Source organism: Hymenobacter jeongseonensis, assembly GCF_015694725.1.
Classification (GTDB): Bacteria; Bacteroidota; Bacteroidia; order Cytophagales; family Hymenobacteraceae; genus Hymenobacter; species Hymenobacter jeongseonensis.
Genome location: NZ_JADQDQ010000005.1, coordinates 338,737 through 356,168 on the forward strand (window position 1 = coordinate 338,737; position 17,432 = coordinate 356,168).

Below are 17,432 nucleotides of genomic sequence, written 5' to 3' on the forward strand. Positions count from 1 at the left end.
CAACCGTGGCCGGGGCCGCGTGCGTACAACGCACTTATCTTCTCGCCACCTTTGCTTCATGATTCAAAAATTTCGTTTACCCGTTCTCTTTCTGATTTTGCTAATGGTGGGCTGTCGCACGGCCGGCCCCGGCACACCGGCTACCACCGTAGCGTCGTTTTTCTCGAAGTACCAGGGCCGCTCCGGCTTCAAAACCATGGATTGGTCGGCGGATTTGCTCGAACGCCTGGCGTTGGTGAAAGCAGCCAAGCTGCTCGGCGGTTCGGAACTCACCAACGCCATCACGGGCATTCGCGAGGCGCGCGTTATCAGCTTTGCCCCCGTCACGGGCTCGGCCGAGAACCTGGCGCAGCAGGGCCTGTTGCAGGAAGCCACCGGCATTCTGCAAGGCAATAAATACGAGCCCCTCTCAACCGGTACCACGCTGGGTAGCGACTACCAGGTAGCGGTGCGGGCCAACGGCGACCGGGTTTCGGAGTTTGCCGCCACCGGCAAGCTGCCCGATGTGGCCGATTCGTTTGTGCTGGTTGCGGTTGAGGGCAATTTCACTCGTTCGCAGGTGCAGGCCCTGAGCAAGTACCTGCCGCAGCTGGTCCAGGCCACGGCCCGCTAATCTTTCAACCAGAACAACACAAAAAAGCCCTTCAGGCACTGTCTGAAGGGCTTTCTTATGCGCAATTCGCACGCGTTATTTCTGGCTCATCAGGGCCTCAATGTCGGCGGCTTGCAAGGGAATATTGGCCATCAAATCCTCATTGCCATTGGCAGTGAGCAGAATATCGTTCTCTAACCGAATGCCTAGGCCTTCTTCTGGAATGTAGATGCCGGGCTCGACGGTGTACACCATGCCGGCTTCGAAGGTGCGGTATTTGTAGCCCACGTCGTGCACGTCGAGGCCCAAATAATGGCTGGTGCCGTGCATGAAGTACTTTTTGTAAAGCGGCGAAGCCGGGTCTTGGTTTTTGACATCGGCCGCGTTGAGCAGGTCGAGTTTGATGAGTTCTTGCTCCATGCACTCGCCCACGGCCTGGTGGTAGGCTTCAATTTCGCCGCCGGGCACGAGGCGGGTTTTGGCGAAGTCCATCACGGTGAGCACGGAGTCGTAGACCTGGCGCTGGCGTGGGGTGAACTTGCCGTTGACGGGGATGCTGCGCGAGAGGTCGGCCGCGTAGTTGGCGTATTCGGCACCAAAATCAAGCAGAATTACGTCGCCGTCTTGGCACTGGTTGTCGTTGGTGGTATAGTGCAGCACACAGGCGTTCTTGCCGCTGGCCACAATGCTGCCGTAGGCCGGGCCGCGGCTGCGGTTACGCATGAACTCGTGCACGATTTCCGCCTCAATCTCAAACTCCCACACGCCGGGTTTCACAAAGCCCAGCAGGCGCCGAAAACCCTTTTCGGTGATGCGGCAAGCCTCGCGCATGGCCTTGATTTCCTCGGGGCTTTTGATGGCGCGCTGGCGGTGCAGCAGCGGCGCGGCGCGGCGGTAAGTATGCAGCGGGTATTGGCTTTGGATGGCTTTGATGAAGCGCGCATCGCGCGTTTCCACCTCTACCACGGCCCGAATATGCTCGTTGGAGTTCAGGTACACGTTTTCGGCCTCGTTCATCAGCGCGGGCAACACCGTCTTGAAGCTATCGAGCCACATGATGGTGCGGATGCCGGAGTTGGCTTTGGCTTCGTCCTTGGTGAGTTTGTAGCCTTCCCAGATGAGGATGTGCTCGGAGGTTTCCTTCAAGAACAGGATTTCGCGGTGCTGGGGCAGCCGCGCATCGGGGAAGATGACGAGAATGCTTTCCTCTTGGTCAACGCCGGCGAGGTACAACAGGTCGTTGTTTTGCCGAAAAGCCAACGTGCCATCGGCGTTGGTCGGCATGATGTCGTTGGATTGAAAAATGGCCAGCGAGGCCGGCGGCAGCTGCTCGCGGAAGCGGCGGCGGTTCTCAACGTAATGCTCGGAAGCGAGGGGCGTGTAGCGCATGCGGTTAGTTGGTTGGGAATGGAGGCGCAAGTTAGGCAGGCGGCTGTTGGGGCCAGAAAAGCGCAGAATCAGGGGATTGACCTGAGGTGGCGGAATTGTTGTGGCGTAGGCCACAAACCGGCTCCGCATCTCACCAGCAAGGAGTTTGCGCAGCCGCCGTTGTGCTTTTCACCCAGCCATGCAGAAAAATAGCGGACAGCTTAAGTACACCCTGCCAAAGCACGTCTTCGTCACCTAGATTTTTTCAATAAAATAAATCTGACTAGTCTTATATAAAAAACACGTCACTGCATTGGAAAAGACATTGTGGTTCAACTCGATAAATGTAAAAATAATCGATTTTATGAACGCCCATTTATATTATACATTTTTATAAATTAATATTAATTATAATTAATATGTTGTATTATATCTTTATGTTATATTACTTTGCCACGCAACCTGTAATAAGGTGCTGAAGTTACTGCTCCACTCCAATCTATTAAAATGAAAACAACTTTTTACGTCCTGTGCGCATTGGGAGCCCTGTCGGCCGTCACAATGACCCCAGCTGAGGCTGCCAGCACTCCCAAAACCGTTTTGATTCAAAACACGGCGGCCAGTAATACCAGCGCACCTAAAACGCTTTCCGCCTTGCTGGGTCGGCCCAAAAAGAAGCGCGCTTCTTCTGCGCCGGCCAGACTTAACAAACAGCTGCACCAGCGCCAAGTCGAGCTTAAAGCCAAAGCCTGGCGCGAATCGCAAAGCAAATGGAAGCGCTGCCAACGCGGCTAACCCTACTTTCAGAGCGACTACGCTTCCCAGTAGCAACACAAAAAGCCCCTTGCCAAACCGGCAAGGGGCTTTTTAGTAAAAAGGGAAACGGAATTAAGCCGTTACCTGAGCTTCGAGTTTTTGAGCCAATACGTGCTTGGGCACGGCGCCCACTTGCTTGTCAACGATTTGGCCGTTCTTGAACACCAGCAGCGTCGGGATGCTGCGGATGCCGAACTTCATCGACGTTTGGGGGTTGGCGTCAACGTCAACTTTGCCCACGATGACTTTGCCTTCGTATTCGCCGGCAAGTTCCTCTACTACGGGGCCTACCATGCGGCAGGGGCCGCACCATTCGGCCCAAAAATCGACCAATACGGGCTTGTCGCCGCTGATGATTTCGTCAAAGTTGGCGTCGGTTATTTCAATTGCTTTGTGTCCCATTACGGTTTGGGTTGGGTTAAGATTATTCTGGCGTGTACGGCCAACGGGGTCGCAAGGTAGCAGATTGGATGGTTAAACAGAGTGTACGGGGGAAAGTTCAGAAGGGTGGTCTGGCTGCGGGTAGCCGCCGGCAAATGGTCCTTCTGGCTATCTGAAAGCACTAAATAGCAGGATGAGTGAAACCGCTAAACATAATCTGTCAGGCTGAGCGCCGCGAAGCATTTTCTAATGTTAGAACGATTCATTCTGCGGTGAAAAGATGCTTCGCGGCGCTCAGCCCGACAGACGATTTAGAGCACGAACGCCTTAAATCAGCGTGCAGACTTCCATTTCCATTTCGTGCATCTTCTGGATGAAGGTTTTGGGCTCAATCTGGAAGCGGCGCGAGAACATGTCCACGGCCAGGTGCTCGTGGGGCTCCACGAATTGGATTTCGAGGCGCTTGCTGCCCGGTGCGTGGTCGATGGCGTCCTGCAGGCGGTCGAGCATGGGGCCGGTTACGGTGCGCAGGTCCAGCTTCACGCGCACGCCTTTGCTGCGTTTCTCGGCCACGTCGGCCAAGGGCTCCATGGTGAGGATGCGCAGGTCCCACTGGTCCTGGGTGTGGCGGCGCAATTCCTGCTTGAGCTTCACGTACATGGGCGGCACCTGCTCGTTGGGGTAGTTGCGCGGGTTGATAAGCGGGGCAAACTTGGTGTAGTCATCGCGGAACAGCGCCGGGTTGATGCTGGTCTCGTAGTCCTCCAAGGTGAAGGTGCAGAACGGCTGGCCGGTTTTCGTGGTCTTAAACAACACGTTATTAATCAGGCCCGCTACCGCAATTTCCTTGTTCTTGATTTCATCCACCTTGTCGAGGCCGCAGGTGCAATAGGCGTCTAGCTCCAGCTTATAGCTGTCCAGCGGGTGGCCGGAGAGGTAGAAGCCCACCACTTCCTTTTCGCGGCGGAGCTGCTCGGTTTTGCTCCAGGGCTCCATCTCGTGCATCTTAGGCAGCGGCGCGGCCACGGCCCCGAAGGCGCCGGCGCCGAACAGGCTGTGCTGCGCCGATTCCTTGGCGGCCTGGTGCTGCTGGCCCATTTTCATGGCCTTTTCAATCAGGCTTTGGTCGCCGGCGGGCGCGTCCAGGTACAGGCGGCGGTGCTTGTCGAAGCCATCAAACGCACCGGCCTGGGCCAGGCTTTCGAAGGTTTTCTTGTTCACGGTACGCAGGTTCACGCGCTTGGCAAAGTCGAAAATATCGGAGTAGTTGCCGGCGGCCTCCCGCTCCTGCACCATGCTCTCCACCGCGAGTTCGCCCGCGCCTTTCACGGCGCCCATGCCGAAACGGATAGCGCCTTCTTGGTTCACGTTGAATTTCAAGAGGCTTTCGTTCACGTCGGGCCCGAGCACGGGCACGCCCTGCTTGCGGGCTTCCTCAATGAAAAAGGTCACCTTCTTGATGTCGCCCATGTTGTTGGTAAGCACAGCGGCCATATACTCGGCGGGGTAGTTAGCCTTCAGATAACCAGTCTGGTACGCCACCACGGAGTAAGCAGCAGAGTGCGAGCGGTTGAAGCCGTATTCGGCGAATTTCTCCATCACGTCGAAGACGTCGTTGGCCTTTTTCGCGGGAATGTCGTGCAGCTTCTTGGCGCCTTCGATGAACTTCTCGCGCTCCAAGGCCATCTTTTTCATATCCTTCTTACCCATGGCGCGGCGCAGCAAGTCGGCGCCCCCAAGCGAGTAGCCGGCCAGAATCTGGGCCGTCTGCATAATCTGCTCCTGGTACACCATGATGCCCTGGCTGTACTCCAAAATGGGCTTCAATAGCTCGTGCGGGTATTCCACCACTTCGCGGCCGTGCTTGCGGTTGATGAAGTTCGGGATGAACTGCATCGGGCCCGGGCGGTACAGGGCGTTCATGGCAATCAAGTCCTCGATATTGGTGGGCTTCAAGTCCTTGAGGTACTGCCGCATGCCTTCCGATTCAAACTGGAAGGTGCCAATGGTATCGCCGCGCTGGTAGAGGGCGTAGGTCTTTTCGTCGTCGAGCGGGATGTCATCAATGTCGATTTTGACGCCGTGGTTGCGCTCAATCAGGTTCATGGCATCCACGATGACGGTCAGGGTTTTGAGGCCCAAAAAGTCCATCTTCAGCATGCCGGCACTCTCAATCACCTTGCCATCGAACTGCGTGATGAGCAGGTCCGAGTCCTTGGAGGTTGAAACCGGGATGTACTTCGTGATATCGTCGGGCGCGATGATGACGCCCGCCGCGTGAATGCCCGTGTTGCGCACCGAGCCTTCCAGCTGCGTGGCCAAGCGCAGAATGTGCCCCTTGAGGTTGTCCGGCGACTCGTCGCGCCGAATCATGTCCAGTTCCTGGTTCTCGGCAAAGGCGCCGGCCAGCGTGGTGCCGGGCTTCTCGGGCACCATCTTGGTGAGGTCGTTGGTTTGCGGCAAGGGCAGCTCCATGGCGCGGGCCACGTCCTTGATGGACGATTTGGCGGCCATGGTACCGAAGGTGATAATCTGGGCCACCTGGGTTTTGCCGTACTTTTCCACCACGTAGTCGATGACTTTCTGACGGTTCACGTCGTCGAAGTCGATGTCGATATCGGGCATGGACACGCGCTCCGGGTTCAGGAAACGCTCGAACAGCAGCGAGTACTTAATTGGGTCGATGTTGGTGATGCCCACGCAGTACGCCACGGCCGAGCCCGCCGCCGAGCCTCTGCCCGGGCCCACGGCCACGCCGATGTTGCGGCCGTGATTGATGAAGTCCTGGGTGATGAGGAAGTAGCCCGCAAAGCCCATGGTTTGGATGATGCGCAACTCGTAGTCCAACCGCTCCTCGATTTCGGGAGTGCGTTCGGAGTAGCGCGGCGGCTTGCTCATCGTTACCGTGCCGTTGCCCGCGCCGGGCCCGAAAGCCCCCACGTAGGTAAGCTCGCGCAGGAATTCGTCGGCGTTGCCAAAGGGCGCTGGAATGGGAAAGTTGGGCAACAAAATGTCGCGGGCCAGCTTCGGCGGCGTGATTTTGTCGACAATCTCATTGGTATTGTCCACGCTGTCGGGCCGGTCGATGAACAGCTCGTTCATCTGTGCCTGGCTCTTGAAGAAGAACTGGTCGTTGGCGAAGCCGAAGCGGGTGTGCGGCTTGGGCTTCTGCAGCTCCTCGTCGATGCGGCGCAACTGGCGCTGGGCGCGTTCGTCGCGTGGGTAGTCGCGGCGCAGGTTGTCGAGCAGGTCGTATTTCACCTCGCCCTTGGTGGTGAGCAGCGTGTAGTAATTCGTGCGAATGTCACCGACCGGGATGCTGTGTTCCTCGCCCGTATTCACGCACAGCAGCAGGTCGTGAGCGGCGAAGTCGTTCTGGTCGACGTAGTGCGAGTCGTTGGTGCAAATGACCTTGACGTTGTACTTCTTCGCGAAGCCCAGCAGCACCTGGTTCACGTCTTCCTGGCTTTTGCCGGTGCCGTCGAAATTCATCAGGCCGTGGCGCTGAATTTCGATGTAGAAATCCCCGCCGAACACGTCGAGCCACCACTTCAGCTTTTCCTCGGCCTCGGCTTCGGTCCCAAACAAAATGGTCTGCGGAATCTCAGCTCCGATGCAGCAGCTGGTGGCAATCAGGCCCTCGTGGTACTGCAGCAGCAGTTCCTTATCAATGCGCGGGAACTTGGAATACAAGCCCTCAATGAAGCTCATCGAACAGAGCTTGCTCAGGTTGTGGTAGCCGGCTTGGTCCTTGGCCAGCAGCAGCTGGTGGTGGCGGACGTCGCGCTCGCCCTTTTCCCGGCTGAACGCCTTCTTGTGGCGGTCCTGCACCATGTAGAACTCGCAGCCCACGATGGGCTTCACGTTGTACTTATTGGCCTCGGCCACGAAGTTGAACGCCCCGAACATGTTGCCGTGGTCGGTGAGGGCCACGGCGGGCATCTCGTCCTTCTGCGCCTTCTTCATCAGGGCCGCAATGCTGGCCTGGCCGTCGAGCAGCGAGTATTGGGTGTGGCTGTGGAGGTGCGAGAAAACGGGCATAAGACAGGCGTTGGAAACGGGCTAATCGTAAAGATACCCCCAGCCGGCGGGCATTCCCAAACCCCAATTCCCTGCTGCCTGATTCCCTGAGGCCTGTATTTTTCATGGCTTCGGCAGGGCCGCCCGCCACCGTCCTACGGTCGAGGCTGAACTTGTTAAGCTCAACCGCGTTCTACACCAAACAACGCTCGGCTTTGTTGGCCTTTGGCTGTTTTTCGTGCTCCGCCGCCCCGGTAGCGAGCACCGCAAAGTCTGCTTCCTAGCCCCGGATAGCAAAAATTCCCTATCCCCGATATGAAAAGCTTTGTTGCCAGCACCGACCCGGTGTACCTCGCCCCCACGCAGCCCTCCGGCCCCGACCAGTTCTTTGGTCGCTACGTGCAGGACGTGCGCGACTTGCCGTTTATCTACCTCATTCTGAAAATCTCGGCCACGCTGTTGCCCTTGGCAGTTTTGCTGTTTGTGCCCGCGCTCACGGGCGGGTTGTGGTGGGCGGTGCTGGCGGTGTACCTGTTTTTGGGCAACCTGCGCTTCAAAGGACCTTTTGGACTGATGCTGCACTGCACCAGCCACCGGGTGCTGTTCAAAAAGAAGTACGGGTTTCTCAACAGTTACATTCCGTGGGTGATAGGGCCACTGTTTGGGCAAACGCCGGAGACCTACTTCACGCACCACCTAGGCATGCACCACCCGGAGAATAACCTGCCCGACGACGACAGCTCCACCATGTTTTACCAGCGCGACTCGCTGCGGGGGTTTCTGCATTACCTAAGCAGCTTTTTCCTGCTCGGCATCCCGCGCCTGGTGCAGTATTTCACCCGGCGCAACAAACCCAAGCTACGCCACCGCCTGCTGCGCGGCGAGCTGGTGTACATTGTCGCCACCATCGGGCTAGCTTTTGTAAACCTGCCGGCCACGCTGGCCGTGCTGGTGCTGCCGGTCATCCTTTCGCGCGTGGTGATGATGCTGGGCAACTGGTCGCAGCATGCCTTCATCGACGCCACGGCCCCCGACAACTGCTACACCAACAGCATTACGTGCATCAACACGGCCTACAACCACAAGTGCTGGAACGACGGCTACCACATCAGCCACCATCTCAAACCGGCCCTGCACTGGACCGAGCACCCGCACCACTTCCGCCAAAATCTGGCCGAGTACACCCGGCAAGATGCCGTCGTGTTCGATGGAATTCACTTCCTCCACGTGTTCCTGTACCTGATGACCAAGCGCTACGACCGTTTGGCGCATCATTTCGTAAACCTCGGCGACCGGAACCGGAGTATGCAGGAAGTGGTGGCCCTGCTGCGCGCCCGCACCCAGCGCATTCCCCGTACTACCTACGCCACGCAATTGGCTTAGCAACGACGCTATTTGCCTTTCACGGTGAGTACCTCTCCTATCCGGACAGTGCCGTCGGGCTTATTGTTCCAGGCCTGCAGGTCGGCTACCGGCACGCCGTAGCGGCGGGATATGCTGTACAAAGTTTCGCCCTTTACTACGGTGTGTTGCTGCGCAACCGGGCCACCCATGGCAGCCGGAGCCGGTGCAGTCGGCGTTTGGGGCGAGTAGATAGCGGCCGGATTAGTGCGTCCATTTTGTTGGGGCGCCGGGGCGGCCGTCAAGGGCTCGGGCGCGTTTAGCACCAACACCTGCCCCACGGCCAAGGTGGCGGGCAGCGTAAGGCGATTCATGGCCATCAGGGCCTTGGGGGCAATCTGGTAGCGGCGGCTGATGGAATACACGGTTTCGCCGGCTTCAACCCGGTGCGATGCTTCCGCTGCTGCAGCAGGTATTGCCATTGGGGCGGCAGCCGGAACTGGCACTGAAACCGCTGGACGGGGCGCTGGCACAACCACCACCGGCTTGGCCGGAGCTGGTATGGGCGCAGCTTCCGCTGTGGGTGCAGCCACAACTGGGCTGCTCTCAGCGGGCTCAGCTTCGCGGGGCTCATCGGCCAGCGGCGCCGGGGCCGGGGCCGAAGCCGCAGGCGGCAACTGAGCAACGGTTGGAATGGAAACCGCCGGACTCACCGGCACGGGAACCGGGGACATAACCGGTGCGGCAGGCGGGCTAGCCGGGGCGGGCACAGGCGCGGGCGCTGGGGCAGCAATCACCTGCCCATTACGGCTGGGCAATGCTTCGCCCCAACCCTCCTGCGCTTCTGCTTCCTGGCGCTGGTTCCTGGCGGAGCTTCTTTTGGGCTTTGCGGCAATGGCAACGGGCTGGTCAAACTCCACTGGCGCGGCGGCGGGCCGGGCCACGGGGCGCGAGCGTTCCAGGCCGGCGCCCTCTGGCAGGCTGCGGTATTCCACGGCTACCTCGCGGGGCCGCGTGTGCTGAAGCCAGAGCAGCCGGCCGGGCCGCAGTTCTTCATTACGAGCCATTCGGTTTTTAGCCAAAACGGCCTTTTTACGCATGCCGTATTTCTGCGCCACGTCGAACACAGTTTCGCTGGGCTGCAATACGTGGTACTCCACGGCACCGGCATCGCGCTTGCTTTCCAGGTAATAGGGCCGGCCGGTCACGGCAACGTCGAAGGCCGTTAATTCATTTTCACGCAGAAACTCGCCCATGCGCTTGTTGCCGCGGCGGGCCAAGTCGGCGATGGTTTCGCCCGGCAATGCGATAATGGCGCGCAGATTATTGAGGTGCACCTCGGCCGCATTCGTCGAGCTGACGGCCGGCACTGCCAGAAGTTCCTGACGGCTCTGCAGGCGCTGGTTAGCAATTATTCCGGCGGCCTGCGACACGTCGCCGATAGGCACAATCAGAGAATAAGGCCGGCCAGCGGGCACGGCAGCGGCCAGCAGCCAGCGGTTGTGCACGGCCAGGTTGGCGACCTCCGTGTGCAAGGTCAGGGCCTGGGCTTCGAGCGTTTGGCCGGCCACGGCGGGGAACTCCTGCAGGCGCAACGGCGGGTGCGGATTCAGACCGCAATTGGGCTCAAACGCCAGCTTGTGCGCCAAAAAAGCCAATACATAGGGCGAAGTAGCGCCGGTAATGGCCATTTCGGTGGCCCCGGCATCGGTGGGCAGCGTGTAAGGTTTCACGCCGGTCAGGCCGGTGTTGTAGCTGAGCAGGGCATTCAGCCAGTTGCGCAGCGAGGCATTGTTGCGCGCCAGGTAGCGGGCCGCGGCCCGGGTGCTGGCCGTGAGGTGCTTGCGCTCGTCTACTTCGTCGTTTATTACCAGCCCGAGCCCGGTGGCGGTTTCACGCTTGAACTGCCAGTAGCCCACGGCTTCGTGCACGCTTTGGGCATCGCCGAGCAATGCGCTTTCCTGCAGGGCGAGGTACCGAAAATCCAGCGGCACGCCCTCTTCTCGCAGCACGCGGTCGATAATGGGAAACGCGGCATCGGCCAAGTCTACCCGGGCCTGAAAAGAGGGCTGGTGGCGCATCAGGCCATCGGCTTTTTGCTGCACTAGGCGCTGGGCTTCTTCGTTCAGCACCAGGCGCAGGCCCAGCACATCGAACGAAGCCGGCACGGGCGGAGCCGGCTGAAAAGGGGCTGCATAAGCCGCCAACGGCCCTCCCAAGGCCAGCATCAACAACAGGAAAAAAGTAACTGGATTTCGCATAAACAAGGCGGGCGGGAGGCAGCCACCGTGGCCACCCCCCCGCCCGGAAGTTGCAAAGAACCTGAATTTTGGCCAAAAAGCCCAAGGATGCCTTACCGAGGGCCGCCGGTTGGGGCTCCGCCCCCGCCGTCGCGCCGGCCGCCCCCGTCGCCGCGGCCTTCACGCGGGCCGTCGGTGGCCTCGGCCGGGGCCACCACGTTGCCGCTGCGGATGTTGTAGGTGAACATCAGCATCAGGTAGCGCTGCAGAATGGTGGTTTGCACGTCTTCCACGTAGGCATCGGTCACGTTGCGCTGGATGGATTGGTTCTGGCCCAGCAAGTCGAAGGCGTAGAGCCGGATTTCGCCGCGCTGGCCGGGAAATATTTTCTTACCCACGCTGGCGTTCCAAAGCAGGTACTGCTGGTTGTAGCCGGCCGACAGGCCGGAATAAGCCTGGTGCACGAGGTCGGTTTGAATATTGATGCCCGGCCCCAGAATCCAGCCCAGCCGAAAGCGCGTCACCTGCGAGAAATAATTGCTATTGAGCCGCGCCTGCAGGGTGTTGCGCACAAAATTCTGGTTCGCAGTGGTCGAAGCCGTGAAGTCCAGATTGGGGCTGATGTTGGAGCTGAGCGTGAGGCCCGCGCCGAACGACGGCACCCGGGCGAAGTTCAGTCCGCCGTTCACGATGCCCGGCGTCTGCGTGTAGTTGGCGTTCAAACTCAGGTTTACGTTGGTTTTGATGGCCTTAATCGGCCGGCCGTAACTCACGAGGGACCGCAGGGTGTACTGCTGGTTCAGGTTGGTGGGCTGGGTGAGCTGGCTGCCGGCTGGCAGGGTCACGGCGGGCGCGCCCTCGGGCACTACCGCCGTGTCGCGGGCCGCCACCAGGGTGCGATTGGAAATGGGGTTCTGGGTGTAGGAGCCCGAGAGCAGCGCGAAAAAGTTGCTGGCCACCTCGGGGCTCGAGGCCGTGTAGCGGAAATTGACGGAGTGCTGGAATTCCTGCCGTAGCGCGGGGTTGCCGATGGTGAGCTGCTGCGGGTTGGCATTGTTCACCACGGCCTGCAGCTGCGTCACACTGGGGGCGCTGGTGTTGGTGCGGTAGTTGAAGCGCAGGGTTTTCTGCTTCGTGAAGCGGTAGTTCACGTTGGCGTTGGGCAGCACGTTCACGAAGTAGTACCGCCCGATGCTGGGCCGCGGGTACTGAGCATCGCTGTAGAGTTCCGAATACTGCCCCGAGAGCCCCACGCTGGCCTGATATTTTGGGGCAATGTGCCGGTAGGTAAGGCCCCCCGACTGGTTCAGGTAGTAGTTATCGAACACGTTGCTCAGGCCTTCGTTCAGCTGCCGTGTGTCGCCGGTCAGCCGGTCGTAGGTGTATTTGTTGGAGCTATTGGGCGCGTAGCTGATGGTGTAGTTGCCTTGCAGCACGTCGGTTTTGGTCAATGCTTCGGTCAGGGCCAGGTTGGCGTTCATGCTGCCGCCGTTTTGCGTCAGCGTGCTGGTTTGGTTGAGGTTGTTGAGGGCCGAGCCCGTGTCCTCGGTGCGCAGAACGGTATTGCCCTCGCGCTGGGTGTAGGTGCCGCCCAAAGTCAGGCTGGCGGTGCGGCCGGCCTTGGCAAAGCGGTGGCGCAGCAGCAGGTCGCCCCCGGCATTCAGGCCGTTGTTGTCGGCGTTGTAGTTGGTGTTGAGGTTGCCCAGCGTGGTATCGGCGCGACTGGTGCGGCCGGCCAGCACGCTGGCGGCATCGTTCATCTGGTAGCTGATGCGCGGCCGAAACAGCAGGGACGTGGCCGAGTCAATCTTGTGCTCCAGGCGCAGGTTGAAGCGCTGGTTGGTGTTGAGGCTGCTGCTATTGGCGCTTTGGGTGTAGTTGGTGCGGCCAGCGTCGGCGTATTGGCGTTGCGTGTTGCTGAGCAGCGCATTATTGGCCCGGTTGAAGAAATAGCTGGCCGACAGGTCGGTTTTCTTGTTCCAAGAGTTCGAATAGTTCAGGCCCACCGCGTTAGTCCTCGTGATGCCGCCATTCTGGTTCACCAGGAAGTCGCCGGCGTTGCCCCCATTGCCGCCGCCCCTGCCACCGCGGCCCCCGCCGCCTTGGTTGGAATTACCCACCACGCCCAGCAAGTCTTCGGTGCCGAAATTCTGCTCGTTTACATTGTTTGACTGCGCCAGCAGCGACACGCGCCGGTCACCCTTAAACGTGTTCACGTTGCCGCTCACCTTGTAGCGCTCCGTGCCCGCGCCGGCCACCACCCGCCCAAAGGTGCCGTTGCGGAATTCTACCTTGGTCACGATGTTAATGGTCTTGGTGGTGTTGCCGTCGTCGAAGCCCGAAAAGCGGCTCTGCTCGCTACGTTGGTCAAAAACCTCCACCTTATCCACCATTTCGGCGGGCAGGTTGCGGAGCACGGCGTCGGGGTCGTTGCCGAAAAACTCCTTGCCATCGACCAGCACGCGCTGCACGTTTTCGCCCTGGGCCTGCACCTTGCCGTCGGTGCCCACGGTCACGCCCGGCATCTTCGTAATCAGGTCCTGGGCGTTGGCGTCGGGGTTGGTTTTGAAGGCCTTGGCGTTGAACTGGGTGGTATCGCCTTTCTGCACCGACTGCGCGGCCTGCCCCGTCACCACCACGCCCTTGAGCTGAATGCCGCCGGTTTGCAGCGCAATGAGGCCCACTTGCACCGGCGAGCCGCTCACGGTCAGGGTCTGGCGCTGCTTTTGGTAGCCCACAAACGAGGCATCGAGCACGTAGCGCCCCGCGGCCACGTTATCGAATTGAAACTTGCCTTCCGTGTCGACTGCGGTGCCGGTTTTCACTGAATCCGGCAAGCGGATAAGCAGCACATTGGCCCCGATAAGCGGCGACTGGTCTTTGCCATCGGCCACGCGCCCGCTCACCGAAGTGGGGGCTTGGGCACGGGCAGCAGTCACCCCAAGAAACAAGAAAAACAGGAAGGATAAGAGCCGCATAGAACTGGAAAAAGCAACGGAAACTCGTCTGACGGCAGAACACCTGCCAGGGTTTACTCAACAGTTGGGCGGGTGCCACGTGCTACTTTTTGCGCAATAGCAGCAGCCCATCTCGCAGGGGCAGAAAAACCGGCTCCACCCGCGCATCCTGAGCCATTTTGTCGTTGAAAGCGCGCACGAAAGGCGTGTCCTTGTCGCCGCTTTTCAATTCGTGCGTGGGCAGCACCTTGCCGCTCCACAGCACATTGTCGACGATGAGCAACCCGCCCGGGCGCACCTGCCCGATGACTGCCTCAAAATAAGCGTCATTGCTTCGCTTGTCTGCGTCAATAAAGACCAAGTCCCAGTCTTCATCGACCAATTCCGGCAAAACGTCGAGGGCCGCGCCAATGTGCAGGCGCACTTGGTCTGCCACGCCGGCCGCTGCCACGTAGCGCCGGATGCGCGCCTCCTTCTCCGGGTCAATTTCAATGGTGTGCAAGCGCCCGTCCGGGGCCAAGCCCTCGGCGAGGCAGAGCGTGGCATAGCCGCAAAATGTGCCTATTTCCAGCACCCGGCGCGGCCGCATGAGGTGGCTCAGCATGCTCAGGAAACGGCCCTGCACGTGCCCGCTGCTCATGCGCGCCGTCATGGTTTGCAAGTGCGTTTCGCGGGTAAGTTGGGCCAGCAGTGGCGGCTCGGGTGCGGTGTGCAGTTCGGCGTAGGCTTGGATGGAGTCTTGATTGGTCATTAAAAAAGCTATGATTGGCTAGTCTCCCCAATTGCCTGTCCTCACTGCTGTCGTGCTAACGAAGTGAGGACAGGCGATTGGGGCTGACAGGCTTCAAATTATGGGCCGCAACCGAAAGACAAACACCTGAAAGCCCGACTTGCCCGGCCCGAAGCTGGAGTCCACGATTTGATAAAGCCCCTCGTATCGGTACACATCAGGACCATCGTCCTCAGCGGGCACTTTGCGTAGCACACGAATGGGCAGGCCCGTTTCCTGACTTTTCAGCAGGGCCAAGTTGGTGCCGCTCGCCACTTGGTCGGTAATCTGGTGGCCCGACTTGGCATCGCGGCCTCCATTTCCAGCGTAGCAAATTTCCTCCTCCCCGAACTCATCATCTTCGTACTGGCCGGCCAGCACGATGCTTTCCGCTCCCATCTGCTGGGTGCCGCAGACACCTGCCCGGCGCGGGCGGTGCAAGCCGCTGAATGCAAGCGCAATTCGATTACGAAACGTGTCGCCGGGGCGGTAGCTGCCTACGTGCCCGAACACCGGCTGACTCATTTGGCCTCCGGCACGTACTGCAGCACGCTCAGGTGGTCATCGGTTAGCACTTCGTTGGCCATCTCGCGCAGTTCGGCGGCTGAAATCCGCTCGATTTTTTCGAAAATTTCGCTCAGCGGCTCCACGCGGCCCAGGTCGAGGGTGCTCTTACCGAGGAGCTGCATCATGCCGCCGTTGCTTTCCTCGCTCATGGCGAGCTGACCCATAAGCTGGTGCTTGGCCACGTGCAGCTGGTTGGTGGTTAAGGTTTTTTCGCGCAGCAGCTTCAGTTCCTTTTGCACCAGGCCCAGCGTGCGCTTCACCTGCTTGCCCTCGGTGCCGAAGTAGATGCCGAACAGGCCCGTGTCGGTGTAAGGCGAATACGTGCTGTCGATGGTGTATACGAGGCCGTATTTCTCCCGCACCGCCAGGTTGAGCCGTGAGTTCATGCCGGGCCCGCCGAGGATGTTGTTCAGCATGAAAAAGGGAATGCGGCGCGGGTCGTTCAGCGAATAGGCCGGGCCGCCCACCAGGCAGTGGGCCTGGGTAATGGGCCGGGTTTCGACCTGCGACTTGCGCTGGTAGCTGCCCACCGGGCGGCGCACCCGCGGCCCGAGCTTGGCAGGCAGCGGCGCCAAGAATTTATCGGCCAGCCGCTTCACTTCCTTAAAAGGCAGGTTGCTCACCGAACTGAACACCAGCCGGTCGGTGCGCATCTGCTCCTGCAAAAACGCATGAAAATCGGCACTCTGGAATCGACTCACGCTTTCGCGGGTGCCCAGAATATTGACACCCAGCGGATGGTCGCCGAACACCACCGTATCAAAGTCGTCGATGATGGCATCTTCCGGGGCGTCCTGGTACATGCTCATTTCTTCCAGAATCACGCCCCGCTCCTTCTCCACCTCGCGGCCCGGAAAAACGGAATGAAACGTCAGGTCGGTGAGCAGTTCAAACGCGCGCTCGAAGTGCGTGCTGAGCAGCGCGGCGTAAAAGCAGATTTTTTCTTTGGTTGTGTAGGCGTTCAGCTCGCCGCCCACGGTTTCGAGGCGGTTGAGGATGTGAAACGACTTGCGCTTTTCAGTGCCTTTGAAGGCCATGTGCTCCCAGAAGTGGGCCAGCCCCTGCTGGTGGGGGGCCTCATCGCGCGAGCCAATATCGAGCAGGAAGCCGCAATGCGCAATTTTGGTATGCAACACCTGCTTGTGCAGCAGGCGGATACCGTTGGGGTATTCGTGAATTTCGTAGTCAGGCATAGGAAGTACAAAGGTACTTGCGTCGGTGAGGAGTGCGCAGCAAACAATGAACAGTTATCCGGGGGCAATTGTCGCCGCAAAGCCTCTATGCTGCCGGATATTATCCGCCCACGGTGGCAAGGAGTTGCGTAACCTCAATGGTGTGGGCGCAGCGAAAGTGCCCCAGCGGGCACGCGCCGTGCCCGTGCAGCCCACAGGGCTTGCACGGCAGCGCTTCTTTGGTTTGCACCACAAACGACACCGGCGCCAGCGGGCCAAAGCCAAATTCGGGGACCGTGCTGCAAAATATGGCCGTGACCGGCGCTCCCACCGCCGAGCATAAGTGCATGGGCGCCGAGTCGTTCACGTAGTTCATCACCGCCCCGCGCATCAGGGCCGCCGAGGCCAGCAAACTCAGCTTCCCAGCCAAGTTGGTCACTCCCTCGCGGCTACTGGCGGCCGCCAGCCGCTCGCAGGCCGCTACATCGGGTGGGCCGCCCAGCAGGTAAATGCGCAAGTGGGCGGGCAGCACGGCAAGCAACTCCAGCCACTTTTCTTCTGGATACTGCTTGGTAAACCACACCGATGTGGGCGCGAGGCACATGTAATGGCCCGCAGCGACAAACGGCGCAGCCGCCGCCTCGTCGGCAGCCGAAGGATAAAGCCGCGGCAGTTCCGTAGGCTCAGCCTTGCTGCCTGTTAGCGCTGGCGCTAACAGGCGCAGGTTGCGGGTTACCTCGTGGGTGCCATCGCCGATGGTGTGCGGCTCGCGGCGCGTGAAAAACCGACTCAATGGATTCTTGGCGAACCCAATCCGCTCCGGCGCCCGTGAAAAAGCCGTGAGAAAGCCGGTGCTGGCAAAGCGCTGCAGCGTGACGACCCGCCCATATCGGGTGGCCCGAATCTGCAGCAGCAATTCCCACAAGGCAGCATACTTCCGGTGCTTTTTATCCCAAATGAGGACGTTCCGCACGTGCGGGTGACCAGCCAGCAGGCCTTCGTTGCCGCGCCGCACCAGCACATCCACCGGCGTTGCGGGCTCGGCGCGGTGCAGGTATTCCAGCAGCGCCGTCATCAGGATGACATCGCCGATGAAAGCAGTTTGAATGAGCAGCGTGGCGGGCGAGGAAATAGGCATAATTCGAGTACGAAAGTAAGCCGTGGCGCCACGTTCCGCGAATTCTTGCGTGGTGGGCATTGCCAAAGAAA

At 59.8% G+C, this 17,432-nt stretch carries 11 protein-coding genes; 2 read left to right on the top strand and 9 right to left on the bottom strand.

Features of this window, described 5'->3' with window-relative positions; translation table 11 throughout:
* Positions 1–58: 58 nt before the first annotated feature.
* A complete protein-coding gene (locus tag I2I05_RS13185) occupies positions 59–613 on the top strand; it encodes a DUF4252 domain-containing protein (RefSeq protein WP_196282717.1) in 555 nt (184 codons plus the stop codon).
* Positions 614–688: 75 nt separating this feature from the next.
* Here the strand turns inward: I2I05_RS13185 and I2I05_RS13190 are convergent, their stop codons facing one another.
* From I2I05_RS13190 to dnaE, 3 genes are all read right to left on the bottom strand, one after another.
* Positions 689–1,981 carry an aminopeptidase P N-terminal domain-containing protein gene (locus I2I05_RS13190; RefSeq protein WP_196282718.1) on the bottom strand — a complete coding sequence of 431 codons (1,293 nt, stop codon included), beginning with the start codon at positions 1,979–1,981 and terminating at the stop codon, positions 689–691.
* 867 nt (positions 1,982–2,848) lie between these two features.
* The gene (gene trxA / locus I2I05_RS13195; RefSeq protein ID WP_092677057.1) at positions 2,849–3,178 is read right to left on the bottom strand and encodes a thioredoxin; all 330 of its coding nucleotides are present in this window, start codon (positions 3,176–3,178) and stop codon (positions 2,849–2,851) included.
* 306 nt (positions 3,179–3,484) lie between these two features.
* Complete coding sequence (gene dnaE, locus I2I05_RS13200) at positions 3,485–7,198, bottom strand: DNA polymerase III subunit alpha (RefSeq protein WP_196282719.1); 3,714 nt, start codon at positions 7,196–7,198, stop codon at positions 3,485–3,487.
* Positions 7,199–7,492: 294 nt separating this feature from the next.
* Between dnaE and I2I05_RS13205 the strand changes: the two genes are divergently transcribed.
* Positions 7,493–8,560, top strand: a complete 1,068-nt coding sequence (locus I2I05_RS13205) for a fatty acid desaturase family protein (protein WP_196282720.1) — start codon at positions 7,493–7,495, stop codon at positions 8,558–8,560.
* Positions 8,561–8,568: 8 nt separating this feature from the next.
* On the opposite strand, the gene I2I05_RS13210 is transcribed toward I2I05_RS13205, so the two are convergent.
* The 6 genes from I2I05_RS13210 to I2I05_RS13235 form a co-directional block, all read right to left on the bottom strand.
* Positions 8,569–10,779 carry a LysM peptidoglycan-binding domain-containing protein gene (locus I2I05_RS13210; RefSeq protein ID WP_196282721.1) on the bottom strand — a complete coding sequence of 737 codons (2,211 nt, stop codon included), beginning with the start codon at positions 10,777–10,779 and terminating at the stop codon, positions 8,569–8,571.
* Positions 10,780–10,871: 92 nt separating this feature from the next.
* Positions 10,872–13,736, bottom strand: a complete 2,865-nt coding sequence (locus tag I2I05_RS13215; RefSeq protein WP_196282722.1) for a TonB-dependent receptor — start codon at positions 13,734–13,736, stop codon at positions 10,872–10,874.
* A gap of 82 nt (positions 13,737–13,818) precedes the next feature.
* A complete protein-coding gene (locus tag I2I05_RS13220; protein ID WP_196282723.1) occupies positions 13,819–14,466 on the bottom strand; it encodes an O-methyltransferase in 648 nt (215 codons plus the stop codon).
* Between the two features lie 93 nt (positions 14,467–14,559).
* Complete coding sequence (locus I2I05_RS13225; protein WP_196282724.1) at positions 14,560–15,009, bottom strand: YDG/SRA domain-containing protein; 450 nt, start codon at positions 15,007–15,009, stop codon at positions 14,560–14,562.
* Positions 15,006–16,244: a M16 family metallopeptidase gene (locus I2I05_RS13230; RefSeq protein ID WP_196282725.1), complete on the bottom strand. Its 1,239-nt coding sequence runs from the start codon at positions 16,242–16,244 to the stop codon at positions 15,006–15,008. The genes I2I05_RS13225 and I2I05_RS13230 overlap by 4 nt, the downstream gene beginning before the upstream one ends.
* A gap of 100 nt (positions 16,245–16,344) precedes the next feature.
* A complete protein-coding gene (locus I2I05_RS13235) occupies positions 16,345–17,361 on the bottom strand; it encodes a glycosyltransferase family 9 protein (RefSeq protein WP_196282726.1) in 1,017 nt (338 codons plus the stop codon).
* Between the last annotated feature and the right edge of the window lie 71 nt (positions 17,362–17,432).

Bases quoted from the DNA above. Each gene is read 5' to 3' on its own strand.
- trxA (WP_092677057.1), bottom strand. From the start codon at position 3,178: ATGGGACACAAAGCAATTGAAATAACCGACGCCAACTTTGACGAAATC.
- I2I05_RS13190 (WP_196282718.1), bottom strand. From the start codon at position 1,981: ATGCGCTACACGCCCCTCGCTTCCGAGCATTACGTTGAGAACCGCCGC.
- I2I05_RS13205 (WP_196282720.1), top strand. From the start codon at position 7,493: ATGAAAAGCTTTGTTGCCAGCACCGACCCGGTGTACCTCGCCCCCACG.
- I2I05_RS13235 (WP_196282726.1), bottom strand. From the start codon at position 17,361: ATGCCTATTTCCTCGCCCGCCACGCTGCTCATTCAAACTGCTTTCATC.
- dnaE (WP_196282719.1), bottom strand. From the start codon at position 7,198: ATGCCCGTTTTCTCGCACCTCCACAGCCACACCCAATACTCGCTGCTC.
- I2I05_RS13185 (WP_196282717.1), top strand. From the start codon at position 59: ATGATTCAAAAATTTCGTTTACCCGTTCTCTTTCTGATTTTGCTAATG.
- I2I05_RS13225 (WP_196282724.1), bottom strand. From the start codon at position 15,009: ATGAGTCAGCCGGTGTTCGGGCACGTAGGCAGCTACCGCCCCGGCGAC.
- I2I05_RS13210 (WP_196282721.1), bottom strand. From the start codon at position 10,779: ATGCGAAATCCAGTTACTTTTTTCCTGTTGTTGATGCTGGCCTTGGGA.
- I2I05_RS13220 (WP_196282723.1), bottom strand. From the start codon at position 14,466: ATGACCAATCAAGACTCCATCCAAGCCTACGCCGAACTGCACACCGCA.
- I2I05_RS13215 (WP_196282722.1), bottom strand. From the start codon at position 13,736: ATGCGGCTCTTATCCTTCCTGTTTTTCTTGTTTCTTGGGGTGACTGCT.
- I2I05_RS13230 (WP_196282725.1), bottom strand. From the start codon at position 16,244: ATGCCTGACTACGAAATTCACGAATACCCCAACGGTATCCGCCTGCTG.